Source organism: Roseibacillus persicicus (assembly GCF_014651675.1).
Lineage (GTDB): Bacteria > Verrucomicrobiota > Verrucomicrobiia > Verrucomicrobiales > Akkermansiaceae > Roseibacillus > Roseibacillus persicicus.
In genome coordinates this window covers 98439-112722 of sequence record NZ_BMXI01000010.1, presented here as the reverse complement: position 1 = coordinate 112722, position 14284 = coordinate 98439, and the positions used below count along the sequence as shown (strand labels likewise).

Annotated in this window: 16 protein-coding genes; 11 read left to right on the top strand and 5 right to left on the bottom strand. The window is 56.8% G+C overall.

Going from position 1 to position 14284, the window contains the following annotated elements; genetic code table 11:
* Nucleotides 1-57: 57 nt before the first annotated feature.
* From IE099_RS12530 to IE099_RS12520, 3 genes are all read left to right on the top strand, one after another.
* Nucleotides 58-888, top strand: coding sequence for a hypothetical protein (locus IE099_RS12530; protein ID WP_189570339.1), 831 nt, complete (start codon nt 58-60; stop codon nt 886-888).
* A gap of 126 nt (nt 889-1014) precedes the next feature.
* The gene (ndk, locus tag IE099_RS12525; RefSeq protein WP_189570337.1) at nt 1015-1449 is read left to right on the top strand and encodes a nucleoside-diphosphate kinase; all 435 of its coding nucleotides are present in this window, start codon (nt 1015-1017) and stop codon (nt 1447-1449) included.
* A gap of 18 nt (nt 1450-1467) precedes the next feature.
* Nucleotides 1468-1971 (top strand): hypothetical protein, encoded by a 504-nt coding sequence (locus IE099_RS12520; protein WP_189570335.1) that lies wholly within the window; start codon nt 1468-1470, stop codon nt 1969-1971.
* A gap of 39 nt (nt 1972-2010) precedes the next feature.
* On the opposite strand, the gene trpB is transcribed toward IE099_RS12520, so the two are convergent.
* The 3 genes from trpB to IE099_RS12505 form a co-directional block, all read right to left on the bottom strand.
* Nucleotides 2011-3195: a tryptophan synthase subunit beta gene (trpB, locus tag IE099_RS12515; RefSeq protein ID WP_189570333.1), complete on the bottom strand. Its 1185-nt coding sequence runs from the start codon at nt 3193-3195 to the stop codon at nt 2011-2013.
* 83 nt (nt 3196-3278) lie between these two features.
* Nucleotides 3279-3695 (bottom strand): hypothetical protein, encoded by a 417-nt coding sequence (locus tag IE099_RS12510; RefSeq protein WP_189570331.1) that lies wholly within the window; start codon nt 3693-3695, stop codon nt 3279-3281.
* An 84-nt stretch (nt 3696-3779) separates the two neighbouring features.
* Nucleotides 3780-5282 (bottom strand): ligand-binding sensor domain-containing protein, encoded by a 1503-nt coding sequence (locus IE099_RS12505; protein WP_189570329.1) that lies wholly within the window; start codon nt 5280-5282, stop codon nt 3780-3782.
* Between the two features lie 225 nt (nt 5283-5507).
* Between IE099_RS12505 and IE099_RS12500 the strand changes: the two genes are divergently transcribed.
* From IE099_RS12500 to IE099_RS12465, 8 genes are all read left to right on the top strand, one after another.
* On the top strand, nt 5508-6020 hold the full coding sequence (locus IE099_RS12500; protein WP_189570327.1) for a PEP-CTERM sorting domain-containing protein: 513 nt from the start codon (nt 5508-5510) through the stop codon (nt 6018-6020).
* Nucleotides 6021-6240: 220 nt separating this feature from the next.
* Nucleotides 6241-7806 carry an alkaline phosphatase PhoX gene (locus IE099_RS12495; RefSeq protein WP_189570325.1) on the top strand — a complete coding sequence of 522 codons (1566 nt, stop codon included), beginning with the start codon at nt 6241-6243 and terminating at the stop codon, nt 7804-7806.
* A gap of 117 nt (nt 7807-7923) precedes the next feature.
* Entirely contained in the window at nt 7924-9609 is a 1686-nt protein-coding gene (locus IE099_RS12490) for a hypothetical protein (protein WP_189570322.1), read from the top strand.
* A 121-nt stretch (nt 9610-9730) separates the two neighbouring features.
* Nucleotides 9731-10831, top strand: coding sequence for an alanine racemase (gene alr / locus IE099_RS12485; RefSeq protein WP_189570320.1), 1101 nt, complete (start codon nt 9731-9733; stop codon nt 10829-10831).
* Nucleotides 10832-10901: 70 nt separating this feature from the next.
* Nucleotides 10902-11636: a 4-hydroxy-tetrahydrodipicolinate reductase gene (gene dapB, locus IE099_RS12480; protein WP_189570318.1), complete on the top strand. Its 735-nt coding sequence runs from the start codon at nt 10902-10904 to the stop codon at nt 11634-11636.
* Nucleotides 11637-11775: 139 nt separating this feature from the next.
* The gene (locus IE099_RS12475; RefSeq protein ID WP_189570316.1) at nt 11776-12375 is read left to right on the top strand and encodes a transposase; all 600 of its coding nucleotides are present in this window, start codon (nt 11776-11778) and stop codon (nt 12373-12375) included.
* 136 nt (nt 12376-12511) lie between these two features.
* Entirely contained in the window at nt 12512-13015 is a 504-nt protein-coding gene (folK, locus tag IE099_RS12470; protein ID WP_189570314.1) for a 2-amino-4-hydroxy-6-hydroxymethyldihydropteridine diphosphokinase, read from the top strand.
* Nucleotides 13016-13054: 39 nt separating this feature from the next.
* Nucleotides 13055-13507: an SRPBCC family protein gene (locus IE099_RS12465; RefSeq protein WP_189570312.1), complete on the top strand. Its 453-nt coding sequence runs from the start codon at nt 13055-13057 to the stop codon at nt 13505-13507.
* Here IE099_RS12465 and IE099_RS12460 read toward each other — a convergent pair.
* On the bottom strand, nt 13492-13842 hold the full coding sequence (locus IE099_RS12460) for a hypothetical protein (protein ID WP_189570310.1): 351 nt from the start codon (nt 13840-13842) through the stop codon (nt 13492-13494). The two genes, IE099_RS12465 and IE099_RS12460, sit on opposite strands and share 16 nt — an antisense overlap.
* Complete coding sequence (locus tag IE099_RS12455; RefSeq protein WP_189570308.1) at nt 13842-14183, bottom strand: hypothetical protein; 342 nt, start codon at nt 14181-14183, stop codon at nt 13842-13844. The genes IE099_RS12460 and IE099_RS12455 overlap by 1 nt, the downstream gene beginning before the upstream one ends.
* Nucleotides 14184-14284 lie beyond the last annotated feature (101 nt).

Sequence of the window (14284 nt, the reverse complement as noted above, 5' to 3'; positions counted from 1 at the left end):
CTGTCCTCAAGCCGTCTTGACTCTACAGGCAGATTTCCTTCTGCTACTGTTCAAACGATGAAAGCTCTTTTCCTCCTCCCCCTCGCCAGTCTCGCGGCCTGCACCCCCGTCGACGAGCCCCGCATGGGCCAGTCCCCAACCGGAAATCGCCCGGCCGCGGTGGCCACTTCACAAAGCTCTTTGAGTGCTGCGCAAAAAGCAGCCATCGGCCAAAAAATCTGGCAAAACGAGTCCGGCGGCTCACGCAATGGCCTCACCGCGTGGAATGCGGGCGAAGCCTTCCCTTCCCTCGGGATCGGTCACTTCATCTGGTATCCTACCGGCACCACTGGCCCCTATACCGAATCCTTTCCCCAGTTCATCGCCTTCGCCAAACAGCGCGGCGCCAATCCCCCGGCCATCGCCTCCAACCGGGGATGTCCATGGCCCACCCGCATCGCCTTCCAGCGCGAATTCAATAGCGCGGCGATGACCTCCCTGCGTGACTGGCTCGCGAGCAATGTCTCTCTGCAAACCGATTTCATCATCGCCAAGTCTCGGGCCTCCCTTCCCAAGATCCTCAAAGCAGCCGGCAGCGACGCCGCCAGGGTGCAGGCCAACTACAATCGCACCGCCACCAGCGCGAGTGGCCAATATGCGCTCATCGACTACGTGAACTTCAAGGGCGAAGGCATCAACCCCAACGAGCGCTACAATGGTCAGGGCTGGGGACTCCTTCAGGTCCTCCAGGAGATGAATGGCACCGCCACCGGCAAGGCAGCCGCAGTGGAATTCTCCCAAGCCGCCATGCGCGTGATGGCTCGCCGAGTCGCCAATTCCGGCGGAAAGGACCAGCGCTGGCACGCCGGTTGGCAAAACCGTTGCGCGACCTACGCCCAGCCATTGTAGGAATCGGACGAGAGGAACCGCGCGGTGCAATCACTCGCGCCGGGTCCGTTCATCGCGGCAGAATCGTAAAAAATCGGGGATCCCAGCCTTGCCAGCAGGACATTTTCCCGCTACCTCCCGCATCACATGGCACAAGAAACCACACTTATCCTTTTCAAGCCCGACGCAGTAGCGAAGGGCAATGTCGGAACTGTCCTTGCTCGCTACGAGGCTGCTGGCTTCCAGATCAAAGGCATCAAGATGATGACCCTTTCCGACGAGATTCTCGCCGAGCACTACTCCCACATCGCTGACAAGCCATTCTTCCCTGAGGTGCGTGGCTTCATGCAGGAGACTCCCGTGATCGCCCTCGCCCTCGCAGGCGAAGACGTCATCGCCAAGGTGCGCGACCTCCTCGGACCAACCGACTCCACCGCAGCTGCCGCCGGAACTATCCGTGGCGACTTCGGCGACAAATCCGGAGACTCCAAGATGCGCAACGTTTGTCACGCCTCCGACAGCACGGAAGCAGCCGCCGCTGAGATCAAGCGCTTCTTCGGCGAAGGCGAAGTGTTTGCCTAAGTTTCAACCGATTCTCAAATGTCAAAAAACCGTGCCTACTCCGTAGTCGCGGTTTTTTTGTGTCTAGCCGCAGTATTCCTGACCTTTCTCAAACGAGAAGCTTTTCCCCTTACCCTAAGTAAGTCCCGACAGAAAGACCCCGCCAATCAAAAAGCTGCGGGCTTCTACTCTCAGGAAAAAAACGGAGGCCGAAGCAATCAGCCACTAAACCAGACAAACTTCTCTCTCCAGCACCTCCGCGACTTCGGCTTTAAGATTTCGGCCACGCGTATCACCCCGAGCAGTGCGGAAGGCGCTCTCAAGGTGATTAGCCCCGACGGCACTGTCATTACAGGCGAAGACCTCAGGTATTCGCCCAAACAGAAGAGCTTCGTTGTCACAGGAGCCGTCAAAATCGTCCAAAACAGAGGTGCTCTAGAAGTAACCCTGGAGTCAGTCTCTCAAGAGGGATTCGTGAGCATCCCCCCTCATCAGATGAACTATTCAGCGAGCGAGACGGGGTGGACCACCTCGACGAAGTAGACCCGAAAAAGCCTGCGAGAATTTCCTCGAAGTGCAGTGCTAAAGCAGATGCTTCGCCGCAGTCGCGACATCCTTGTCTCCCCTGCCAGAGCAGTTGATCACGATGATGTCGCTCTTCGGCAGACTCCCCGCAATCTTGATCCCGTAGGCAATGGCGTGGCTGGTCTCCAACGCGGGAAGAATCCCCTCGGTCTGGGCCAACTCCTTAAAGGCAGCCAAGGCTTCGTCGTCGGTGGCGTAGGTGTATTCCACCCGACCTTCGTGCTGAAGAAAAGCGTGTTCCGGCCCCACCGCAGCGTAGTCGAGACCCGCACTCACCGAGTGGGTGAGCTCGATTTGACCATCATCGTTGGCCAGCAACCATGTCTTGGTTCCCTGGAGCACTCCCAGCTTGCCACCTTGGAAGCGTGCCGCATGACGTTCCGGGATGATGCCATCGCCACCAGCTTCCACACCCACCATGCGCACGTCCGGCGCATCGAGGAAGGGGTGGAAAAGTCCGATCGCATTCGATCCTCCCCCCACGCAAGCTACCAACAGGTCCGGCAAGCGGCCTTCTTTCTCCAAAATCTGTTTGCGAGCTTCGCGGCCGATCACGAGGTGAAAGTCCCGCACCATCATCGGAAAAGGATGCGACCCCAGGGCGGAGCCAATGATGTAGTGGGTGTTCTCCACTGAAGCGACCCAGTCGCGCATGGCCTCGTTGACCGCTTCCTTCAGCGTCCGCTGCCCCGCCTCGACCCCGCGGACCTCCGCGCCCATTAATTCCATGCGAGCCACGTTGAGCGCCTGCCGCTCCATATCCACCGCGCCCATGTAGACCACACATTCCATGCCGAACCGGGCGCAGACCGTGGCGGTCGCTACCCCGTGCTGGCCCGCGCCGGTCTCCGCGATGATGCGGGTCTTGCCGAGCCGCTTGGCAATCAGCACTTGCCCGAGAGCATTGTTGATCTTGTGCGCTCCAGTATGGAGAAGATCCTCCCGCTTGAGATAAATTTTCGCGCCTCCGAGCTTTTCCGTCAGGCGTTCGGCAAAATAGAGAGGAGTTTCGCGCCCACAAAAATCCTTCAGCAAGCCATCAAGTTCCTTCTGAAACTCTGGATCAGCCTTCGCCTTCGCGTATTCCTCCGACAGCTCCCGCAGGGGAGCCATCAGCGTCTCGGGCACGAACATTCCACCGAAATCACCATAATGACCGGTGGTATCCGGCAATGCTTTCATCTCTTCCAAAGTCACGCGCGCAAGATGCCACGTCTTTGGAAAAGGCAAAACCCAAAATCAATCGAAACGCATAAAGATCGGGGTCAGTCGATTTCGACTTCCCCTTTCAACTCGCTCCAGATGAAGACGGTCGTCAGACTCAGACGCTCGCCGAATTCGTAGAGGAACCAGCCATACTCCTCATTCCAGAGGAACGTCTCGGAAAGAAGCTGCCGCTTCTTTTTCCCATTCTCAATCTCAGGGCCAAAGTAGGTGACGCTGGCCGCATTGCTGACTGTGATGTCCTTGAACTTCGCCTCGCCCGGCACAATGAGCGCCACGGTGTAGTCCTTGGCAAACCGCTCATCCCGAAGGCTAAGCAATTCTACCGCCAGATCTTTAGACGGAGTGGCCGGCGGATTGAGCGGACTACGGGTAAGTTCCGACCCCACCAGCGAACCAGCAAGGAAGAATGCGGAAAGAAAAGCGAGCAATAGCGGATGGTGACGATTGTTGGCCATGACGGGAGGACGGTCGAAGCTGGTCTTCTATTCAGATTATTTTCGAAAATCGCCTCCCCCACTTCATTTCGTGGCTCCACCTGACTAGTCTATTGCTCGCAGGCGGTAGAACTCTGCTTCCCCACTCATCGTCACGTCCAGAGTTTTCACCCCGCCATCACCCGCCACCGTTGGCCCGGTCGGGGTCCAGAGCGAAGAAGCCAAATCAGTGGTCACTTCCAGACGATAATCCGTCCCGGGACGACTCTCAAATTGGAATTTTGGAGAAGCGCCGGGGACAAATTCCACCGTCGTATTGTTTCGTGCTCCGGGAACGTAGTCATAGTTGCGCTCCGACGCTTCGCCACGAAAGTCAATCGTCGAATCCCAAACTGCAAACTGTGAGTTCGCGGAGGAAGCATTGCGATAACCTTCGGAAAAGGTCCCGCCCACATAGACCTCGCCACGCGGCCCCACTGCAACGCAATTGACGATCTGACTTCCGCTAGTACCGGCACCTGAGCCCAAAGACTGCCAGGTGCCGGTGCTATCCCAACAAGCCACATGGTCGAGATTCGTATTAGTCCGGGTAACATCGGCTTGAAAGTCCCCGCCAACATAGAGGGTTCCATCGCCCGCCAACGCCAAGTCATAGACCCCATCTGCAGAGAAGTTTGTGTTATTGGACTGGATGTATTCGTCGTCGAAGCCTCCCGCCATGTCGTTCCAGCTGTTACTACTAGGTTCATAGTAGGCTATAAAATTGGCCGAAATCTGATTCGCTCCCGACCCGACTTCATTGAAGCTGCCCCCGATGTAAACTCGTCCGGAAGAAGTCAGTTCAATGTCGCGCACGACCCCTTCTCCCCCGACCCCGCCCCCGTAGGCGGCCCATGACACCCCGTCCCAACGGGCTAGACCTTCACTGAACTCTCCTCCAGCCAGAATGCTGCCATCCGGTAGCAACTTGAGCGCGTTCACCTGCCCATCCAATCCATCGCCTAGTCGCAGCCAAGTGTTGGTATCCAGATTGAAGGCTCGAATGTATTTCTCATTGGCCGGCGACCCGGAAGGCCCAGTGTAGAATCCTCCCACATAGACCAAATCATCCACCTTTAGGATCGCCCGCACATCGCCATTGGTCGGTCCATTCTCCTGCCCGACTGACACGAGGTCCCCCACTCCTCCGACCAGCCCCTCAAAGGTTCCAGTCTGGGGATCGTAGGCAGCGACCCGCGAAGACGGCACCTCAGCCACATTGGAAAAGTTGCCCCCGACATAGATTCGGCCGTCGTCTCCGGCATGCAGCGCTCTCACACTGCCATTGATTTCAGGACTCAAGCCAGGGAGTTCCTGCCAAGCCTCGGTGACCATATCAAATCGAACCAGATTCTTCCCATTAGTCAGTCCATCTGTATCGGTAAAGATGCCGCCTGTGTAGAGATAGCGTCCTTGCTGCGCAAAAGCAAAAGGCTCGGGCCGAGGTCCTCCCATCTTGTAGAACCAGTGCACATCCTCCGGCAGGAAGGCTGACTCTCCAATTGGCGCCAAGCAGACCGAAGCCACCATGCCAATTACCCCAAATTTCGCCACGCGTTTGTCCATCATATCAGGGACTAGCCTGACTCTGGGAAGACATTACCAACTTTTTGGAAAAATTTTTCCTCGCTTGCGAGAAATACCGCCTCCTCCAATCGCCCAATTTCCCTTCGGCTTCTTACAAGGATAAAAACCATCATCTCTCCTGACGAAATCGTCACCTCTCGAACTCTATATTTTATCGATTTATTTTCGATGCCTAGCCAGAACCCTCGCGGAACTAGAAACCATCTCATGAAACTCACTGCTCTCATTTCAGCCGCACTCGGATTTTCTCTCGCCACGACCCAAGCCGTCACCACCTTTGACTTCACGGCTCCAGTGGTTGGCACCGGCACTCCCTACGATGGCTCCTCTGCCACGGGAACACTTACTTATGACGAAAGCCTTCTCATCAACGGGGCGCCCAATGACCTCTTCTCTCCCGATGCCACCTTCACCCTCGAGGTCTTCGGACAGACCTTCACCCAGCTGGACGAATCCGAGTTTGGCTTCTTCCCTGTGATTTCTTTCGCCCCAACCGGCGAACTGGCTTTCACATTCATTGCCAGCGAGTTACCTACAACCAGCAATCCGATCACCATCAATGCCCCCGGCATCGTCGAATTCATGATCGACATCGCGCCTGCAGCCAGCGGTCAACCCTCTTACCCTGCAACCCTGACTGCCACAGTCGTCCCCGAGCCCAGCTCCGCCCTCCTGCTTCTTGGCAGCTTGGGACTTGCCACTCTCTATCGTCGCCGCTAGGCACCGACTCTCCAATCGACCTTCCAATGAGGCCGTCTCCCGCTGCGGAGACGGCTTTTTTTCGCTTCAAAAAACCGGAACTCTTTTTTCGAAACGAAGCTGTCACCGAGTCACGGACTCGTCACCTTTTCACCCTTCAAAACCCCACCCGAAAGTATAACTCGTAGAAGCGTTGAAACAAAGGCATCTCACCATCCTTTCTTCAGCGAAACCAAAGAAGATGAAAAAGCTATCTATATCATTCGCACTCGCCGCCTACGCCACTTCCGCGCAAGCTGGCACCGACACCTGGTTCACTCCCTTGACTGAATCAGCACCTGTAACCACTCCCAATTCCATCGAGGAGCTCAGCCAGCCTTGGGTCGCCCCCGAAGGAATCCACCAGAAGAATATTCTGAGCCTCCGTGAGGTTGAGGACGCGGTCCTCAGCCCCGGTCAGAGCATCGTGCGTGCGCCTGGCGCGGGCACCTCGGCCTCCATGTTCGACATGATCGACTACGATCCTTCGGGCAACTTCCTGTTCATTCCACACGAATCGCCCTATGGCGCCGGCGTCACCCGCCTCAACCTCTACAGCTGCGAGAGCCAAATTCTCTTCAGCGGGGACAATCGTGGATCCGTCGGCGACTGGAGCAATGACTACGGTGCTTTCGACCCCTGCCGCTTCACTCCCAACGGCACCGTCATCGCCGGGGAAGAGTGGACTGCTGAAGGCCGGATCATCGAGATCATGAACCCCTATGCCGAGCCCGAGGAAATCGAGATCCGCGAGCTCGACAGCATCGCCAACGTGGCTCACGAAGGAATCTCCTTCTCCAAGAAATACAACGACACCGTCTACTTCGTCGACGAGTACAATTCAGGGTCGCTCTACAAATTCGTCATGAGCACTCCTGGTGTCTACACCACTGGCCAGACCTTTGCTCTCTCAGTCGATGACTTCGCTTCGACCGGCGGGAATGCCGAGTTGAACTACAACGAGGGAGCCAATGCCAGCGCGACCCGCGTAGGAGCCGCTACCTGGGTTCCTTTGACCGACACCTATGGCACTCCTCTTCCCGGTGTGACGGATCCCTTCCGCAATGGCCCGACCTCCGATCCTCGCACCGATCCAACTTGTCGCGGCGGGCGCCCTGCAGCGGACGACGTCAACGCGACCCCGTATGGCCGCCCCGAGGACATGGAAATCGGCACCCTCGCCAACGGCAATGAGGTGGTCTACTTCGCCGCTACTTCCGAGAAAACCGTCTACACCATCGAGATCTTGGAAACCACCGTTCCCGCTCGCTGGAACCGCGTAGGACGTCGTTGGGTCTGGACTCCTGCCCACACCTCCATGGACAAAACCATCGTCCGCACCTTCGTCAACGGCAACAATGACGGCACTCCGAAGAACCTCGGCTTCGAACCGACCACTGGAACCATGAGCTCTCCCGACAACCTCGCGCAGGATGCTCTCGGCAACATCTACATCATCGAAGACGCTCCCAATGGCAGCACAACTGGTGGTGACATCTGGTTCGCTCGCGACACCGACAACGATGGCGTGGCCGAGTCCTACGACCACTTCCTCAGCCTCCGTGTCGATGGTTCCGAAGCGACAGGAATGGTCTTCAACCCAGCTTATCCCGAGGAGTTCGTGATCGCGGTTCAGCACCCCGACAGCACCAACCTCTCCAACGTCCCCAACGGTCTGGGTGATGCCGTGTGGATGTTCAACCTAACCAACATTCCTAACGAGCAGTTCCTCAACCAGCTTCGTTACGCGCACGCCAGCGCCAAGTAGTCATCTGCTTTCCCATAGCTGCTCGATGTATGCGGGGAGGGGCTTCGTGCTCTTCCCCGCATTTCCCTGTTTCACCCTACCCTTTCCCAATTTTTCACCTTTTCACTTTCTGCCGATATGACTCCGCGAAAACCGCTTTTTTTCCTCTCCTCTTTGCTCGTGGCCTACTCTCTGGCAAACAATTCACCCAAACACTCTTCGGACAAGACTGCGTCCCTCCCCGTCCACGAGGAACTCATCGCCCAGCTCCGTGAGACCGACGCGGTGATTCCTCCCGCTCCCGAAGGACTTCCTCGCGGCAACATGTCCAACCGCGAGGCCGTCATTCCACCCCAGTGCTACACCCGCCACGACCAAACCTACAACGCCTGCTACGTCTGCCACCAAGCAGCTATTCCCGGCCGGGAAAATGTGATGAACGACGACGACCTTCAGGCCGATTATAGCTTCTCCGATGTCGGACTGGCCAATCACTGGAAAAATCTCTTCGAGGACCGAAGCAGTCGGGTGGAAAAGATCACCGACGAGGAGATCACCAATTACGTCAACGAAGACAACTACAGCGAGCTTGCCGGTCGCTTGAAAGAGGCCGAGTTCAAAGGCTGGATTCCCGAGCTCGCGAATCTTCAGCTTGGTGCGGAAGCCTTCGATGAACAGGGGTTTGCCAAGGACGGCAGTCAATGGGTGGCCTTTCAATACAAACCTTTTCCCTCCACTTTTTGGCCCACCAATGGAGCGACTGACGACGTCATGATTCGCCTCGCGGAACCCTTTCGCTCCAATCTGGAAGGCTCGCCCTGCGCCGACACCTACCGCGCCAATCTCGCCATCGTGGAAGCCAACCTCAAGGGCCTCTCCGAAATCACCTGCCTCCCCGTCGATGAAAAAGCGGTAGGCGAAGACCTCAATGGAGACGGCGAGCTGACCACCATTCACAAAGTCACCCGCATCAACCAGTATGTGGGCTCCGCTTCCAAGGACCGAATCGAGACCCACCTTTACCCAGCCGGCACGGAATTCCTCCACACCGTTCGCTATCTTGGAATCGACGATGAAGGACAAATCCAGCCCTCCACCCGGATGAAGGAAGTGCGCTATATGAAAAAATGGCGCGCCTACAGCAAGCCCGTCTACGGCCGTCAATACGAACTGGAAGGCTTCGAGAAAGAAGCCGGCAATTTGCCCGCCTACATGAACCTGCGGGAACACGGTCTCGACAACGGCAATGGCTGGTCGATTTCGGGTTTCATCGAAAGCTACAACGGACGTCTCCGCGCCCTCACCCACGAGGAGAACTTCTCCTGCATGGGCTGCCACAACTCCATCGGTTCCACCATCGACAAGACCTTCAGCTTTCCCCGCAAAGTCGACGGTGCCGCCGGCTGGGGCTACCTCGACCTGAAAGGCATGCCCGACGTACCGACCCAAGGAGAACAAAAAGGCGAAATCGCAACCTATCTGGAGCGCGTGGGAGGAGGCAGCGAATTCCGCCACAATCCCGAAATGCTGGAACGCTGGTTCAAGCCCGATGGCTCCGTCGACCATGAGAAAATCGCGCAAGCCAAAGATGTCTACGAGCTCATCACCCCCTCGCGGGAGCGGGCCCTCATGCTCAACAAGGCATACAAGTGCATCGTCGAGGACCAGGACTACATCTACGGCAAGGACGCCACCGTCGTCCCGCCCAAGAACGTCTTTCAACAGGTCGACAACGAGACCACCGAGTCCCTCCCTGCCGACAAGCAGTATCGCTGGAATATTCTCCTCGACTGGAACAGGCCGCCCTCCCTTTCGCGAAAATAGCGCCGCCTGGTTGACTTCCACCGCCCGGGCTCGACTAATCTCGTCAGCCCTTTGATACTCCGTGACCTTGGCGGTTCCGTGGTTAAGCTTCGACTCCGAATCGAACCACTGCCGCCCAGAAATGCCATCCCCCCCCCGCGCTTGCGCCGAGATCAACCTTCAGGCCCTCGACCACAATCTATCCTTTGCCCGCCAGCACTCGGGGCAACAAACGATGGCGATCCTCAAGGCGGGGGCATACGGACATGGCTTGGTCAACTTTGCGCGCCATCTCGATAGCAAGGGCCTGCCCTACTTCGGAGTCGCCAACGTCTACGAAGCACGACAATTGTCCGATGCTGGAATCCAAACTCCCATCTACCTATTGGGAGCCACCTTTCCCGAAGAGCGGGAGGAAATCGTGCAATGCGGATGGACGCCTTGCCTTTCCTCTTTGAGTGAGATTGACGACTTCGTCCGCCTCTGCGCGAAGCACAACCGCAGCCTAACAGCCCATCTGTCGGTCGACACCGGGATGGGTCGGGGAGGCTTTCTACCCGACCAGATCCCCTCCGCCCTCAATCACCTCGCACTACCGCAGAACAAGTCGATAGAACTCAAAGGAATCGGCTCCCATCTTCCTTCTGCCGACGAGGATGAGGACTTTACCAAAAGCCAGTTCGCGGCCTTCGACCATCTCGTCCGGGAGCACTTTGCGCAACGCGAGAACTTCCATGTCCATCTCGCCAATAGCGCAGGCCTTCTCGACTACCGCTCCACCACCACCAATCTGGTTCGCCCCGGGCTCCTCATGTATGGCGTTTCCCCTCTCGCGGAATGGCAAGACCAACTGCAACCGGTGATGACCCTCAAGTCCCGGGTCTCGCTCGTCCGCAACTTGCCCAAGGGCCACGGCGTCAGCTACGGTCGCACTAGTATTTTGGAGAAAGACAGTGCCGTTGCCACCATCGGGGTCGGTTATGGTGACGGCTATCCCCGCAATATCTCTGGCAAAGGAGCCCATATCCTTATCAACGGAAAGGCGGCCCCAATTCTCGGCAGAGTCACGATGGACCAAATCATGGCCGACGTCTCCCATCTGCCCGACTGCCAACCGGGAGACGAGGTCGAGCTCTTTGGACCCAACCTGTCCGTCACCCAGGTGGCGCAATGGGCTGACACCATCCCTTGGGAAGTCCTCACCCGCATCACCCCGCGGGTCACCCGCATCTACTCCACCTAGCGCCTTTCGCAGGGTCTTCGTTTTTGGATTTTTCGTTTTTAGATTCTCAAATCCCCGCTAGAAGGAAGCCATGAACTTGACAGTCACAGGACGTTCCGGCCGCATGGGCCAATCGGTAATCGCAGCCATCGAGGCAGAGGCCAATGCCGAGCTTCATTCCTCGCACGACAAGGGCGAGGACCTCGTGGCCGCGCTGCAGGGCTCGGAGGGCGTGATCGACTTCACCCTGCCCTCGCTGACCGACGACCTTCTCGAAAAAGCCCTCGCCGCGGGCACTCCACTCGTCATCGGCACCACCGGCCACAGTGACGAGCAACGCGCGGCCATTGCCAAAGCTGCGGAAACTCTCCCCATTGTCTTTGCCTCCAACTACTCGGTCGGCGTCAATACCCTCTTCTGGCTCACCCGCCACGCGGCCCGCATTCTGGGCAACGAGACCTTCGACATCGAGGTCACGGAGATGCACCACCGCCACAAGGTCGACGCCCCCTCCGGAACCGCCCGCACCCTGTTGGAAATCCTCAACGAAGAAACCAACACCTCTTACAACAACGACATCGACCACGGGCGAGTTGGCGAAACCGGCCCCCGTCCCCAAGGCCGGATCGGCATGCACACCCTGCGCGGAGGTGATGTTGTCGGAGATCATACCGTAATGTTTGCCGCCGATGGCGAAAGAGTTGAGCTCACCCACAAAGCCTCTTCCCGCATGACCTTCGCCTCCGGTGCAGTGCGCGCCGCTCTCTGGCTGCAAGGCAAGCCCGCCGGCCTCTACTCGATGCAAGATGTCCTCGGACTATCTTAGGAGCGTGGCTTTGTAAGCCGCATAGAGCCCCGTCAAGAACCCCCCGTCAAAGACAGACCTCTTCTAAGCTTCAGACCCACGTCTCCACCACCCCACTCACGACATCAACCCCAGCGGCTTACAAAGCCACGCTCCTGACATGTTCTACGAACCTGAGAAAGAGAAGCTCCAAACCTCTCATAAACTTCCTCACTGGCAGCAAGAACAGGTTTGGACCTTTGTCACTTACCGCCTTTCGGACTCGCTTCCAAAACACCTTCTATCCGAACTAAAAGAACATCGCGAAGCATGGCTTCATCACAATCCCAAACCTTGGAATGAGCGACAGGAAGAGGAGTTCCATCGATTTTTCGGGAGCAAAGTTGACGAATGGCTCGATGCTGGACATGGATGCTGCTGCCTTAGAGATCCTGAGAACTCATCAATAGTGGCAAATGCCTTCCGACACTTTGACGAAAAACGATATCTCATCGATAGCTTCATCGTCATGCCCAACCACGTGCACATCCTCTTTTCTCTCTTCGAGAATGAATCTATTTCCCAGGTGATCCACTCTTGGAAGCGCTTCTCCGCCCGCGAAATCAACAAACGCAACAAAACCACAGGGTCGCTCTGGCAACCAGAATACTGGGACCGACTCATCCGAAATCATGATCATTTCCTTTGGGCTCGCAGCTACATCGAACGAAATCCCAAAAAACTCCCTCCCCAAACATACAAAATCTACCAGAGGCCCTAGACTACGGAGCGTGGCTTTGTAAGCCGCATAGATCCCCGTCAAAGACAGACCTCTTCTAAGCTTCAGACCCACGTCTCCACCACCCCACTCACGATATCAACCCCAGCGGCTTACAAAGCCACGCTCCGAATCCGCTATGAAAGTCTTCCTCGCCCTCGGCTCCAATCTTGGCGACCGGCTTGCCAACCTGCGGCAAGCTCGAGAACTCCTGTCTTCCCTCGCGCTCAACCCGATCCAATCAGCAGGTCTCTACGAAACCGATCCCTTCGACTGCCCTCCTGATTCCCCAGCCTTTCTCAACACCGCAATCGCCTTTGAGACCGCTCTCTCTCCCGAGGAACTTCTCACGAAGAGCCAGGAAATCGAACAAGAACTAGGTCGCGAATCCCAAGATACACGGGCCCGCAACTCCCCCCGCCCAGTCGACATCGATTTACTGATCTGCGACGAGGAAATCCGTGCGACAAGTGAACTGACCCTGCCCCACCCCCGACTCCACGAACGACTTTTCGTACTTTTTCCCCTCCGCGACCTCGCCCCCACACTCGTGCCGCCCACACACGCCAATCCTGTATCCTTTCTATTGGAGCTCTGCGAGTCCCCGGAGCTCCCCCCCATCCTCTTGCAGGAGAAATGGTAGTCGTTGCATTTCAGCGTTTCAGGGCGAGACTGCCTCACCATGGAACACATCGTTCAGGAACAGTTTCTCCCCATCTCCCGTGCCGAAGCTTGGGAATTTTTCTCCCACCCGCTCAATCTCGACAAGATCACCCCTGACGAACTCGGCTTTTCAACCGCCAGCTGTCCCGACGGTGCCATTTACCCTGGCGCAATCATTATTCACCGCCTCCAGCTCGCTCCTTTCCTCGCCATCCCTTGGGTCACCGAGATCAAAGCGGTGGACGAGGGCTTTTCTTTTGTCGATGAGCAACGCTTCGGCCCCTATCGCTTCTGGCACCATCGTCATTCATTCGAAGAGACCGAGGGAGGGGTTCTCATTCGCGACGAGGTTCATTGGAAGGCTCCGTTCGAGCCCTTTTCCGCTCCGGTGAAAGCCCTATTCGTCAAACCCAGGACCCTCGCAATCTTCGAGCACCGCAAGCAGGTCCTCACCGACTACTTCTCCGAGTAGCGGTTCCGCACCGGGATCATCTTCTGCTCAGCCTGTTGCCGGGCCGCCACCATTAGGAGCCCCAGCGGAATCAGAATGAATCCCAGCGAAAGGGTCATCGTCGGAGTCATCGTGACGATGGTAATCAACGAACGCCCGAAGGTGAGATGCAAAGGCTTCTCCAAAAGTGGCTCCAGATAGAGGCGGAAGATAATGGAGAAACAAATCAAACTCGCGCCCATCGATAGGAACCACCCTCCCCGATGCCCATGCCGCACCAGGCGAAAACCAACTCCCACCATCAGCAGGAGCCCACAGATACCAGCGAGGTTACCCGAATTCAAAAGATGTTCCATTAGTCGTTTTCTACGGGGGTTGGGGTTTTGCTCTTGGGCAGGTCGCGGAACTTCAGCATCAATCCCAGCCCGAGGGCCAAAAAGCCAAAGTTAAAATTCAAATTCACCGGACTCAGCTCTGCAGTCTGCTGAACGGTGGATAGGGCGGCCAGAGGAGCCAGGACCACAAAGGCGAAAGCGATCAAGAAAGCAGCACTGAGCAAAAGCAGCCGAGTGGCAGGACACGCCCCTTTCAGAAACAGGCAAATCACCAGGGCGAGAACAAAGGACGAACTTGCAAAGACGAAAAAGCGCTCATCGGAGCCGAACACTTCCAGATAGTCTGCAAATTGAGGTAACATTAAATGACACTAAATCGACAAAGCTGGGTCATCACAATCAGATTGAACAACGGATGTTCAAACCATGAAGACCACGTAATATTAAGGAGTTCCTAACCGAC

What these genes read in the sequence shown, in the direction of transcription:
- IE099_RS12530 (WP_189570339.1), top strand. Translation starts at nt 58, where the DNA reads ATGAAAGCTCTTTTCCTCCTCCCCCTCGCCAGTCTCGCGGCCTGCACC.
- ndk (WP_189570337.1), top strand. Translation starts at nt 1,015, where the DNA reads ATGGCACAAGAAACCACACTTATCCTTTTCAAGCCCGACGCAGTAGCG.
- IE099_RS12520 (WP_189570335.1), top strand. Translation starts at nt 1,468, where the DNA reads ATGTCAAAAAACCGTGCCTACTCCGTAGTCGCGGTTTTTTTGTGTCTA.
- trpB (WP_189570333.1), bottom strand. Translation starts at nt 3,195, where the DNA reads ATGAAAGCATTGCCGGATACCACCGGTCATTATGGTGATTTCGGTGGA.
- IE099_RS12510 (WP_189570331.1), bottom strand. Translation starts at nt 3,695, where the DNA reads ATGGCCAACAATCGTCACCATCCGCTATTGCTCGCTTTTCTTTCCGCA.
- IE099_RS12505 (WP_189570329.1), bottom strand. Translation starts at nt 5,282, where the DNA reads ATGATGGACAAACGCGTGGCGAAATTTGGGGTAATTGGCATGGTGGCT.
- IE099_RS12500 (WP_189570327.1), top strand. Translation starts at nt 5,508, where the DNA reads ATGAAACTCACTGCTCTCATTTCAGCCGCACTCGGATTTTCTCTCGCC.
- IE099_RS12495 (WP_189570325.1), top strand. Translation starts at nt 6,241, where the DNA reads ATGAAAAAGCTATCTATATCATTCGCACTCGCCGCCTACGCCACTTCC.
- IE099_RS12490 (WP_189570322.1), top strand. Translation starts at nt 7,924, where the DNA reads ATGACTCCGCGAAAACCGCTTTTTTTCCTCTCCTCTTTGCTCGTGGCC.
- alr (WP_189570320.1), top strand. Translation starts at nt 9,731, where the DNA reads ATGCCATCCCCCCCCCGCGCTTGCGCCGAGATCAACCTTCAGGCCCTC.
- dapB (WP_189570318.1), top strand. Translation starts at nt 10,902, where the DNA reads ATGAACTTGACAGTCACAGGACGTTCCGGCCGCATGGGCCAATCGGTA.
- IE099_RS12475 (WP_189570316.1), top strand. Translation starts at nt 11,776, where the DNA reads ATGTTCTACGAACCTGAGAAAGAGAAGCTCCAAACCTCTCATAAACTT.
- folK (WP_189570314.1), top strand. Translation starts at nt 12,512, where the DNA reads ATGAAAGTCTTCCTCGCCCTCGGCTCCAATCTTGGCGACCGGCTTGCC.
- IE099_RS12465 (WP_189570312.1), top strand. Translation starts at nt 13,055, where the DNA reads ATGGAACACATCGTTCAGGAACAGTTTCTCCCCATCTCCCGTGCCGAA.
- IE099_RS12460 (WP_189570310.1), bottom strand. Translation starts at nt 13,842, where the DNA reads ATGGAACATCTTTTGAATTCGGGTAACCTCGCTGGTATCTGTGGGCTC.
- IE099_RS12455 (WP_189570308.1), bottom strand. Translation starts at nt 14,183, where the DNA reads ATGTTACCTCAATTTGCAGACTATCTGGAAGTGTTCGGCTCCGATGAG.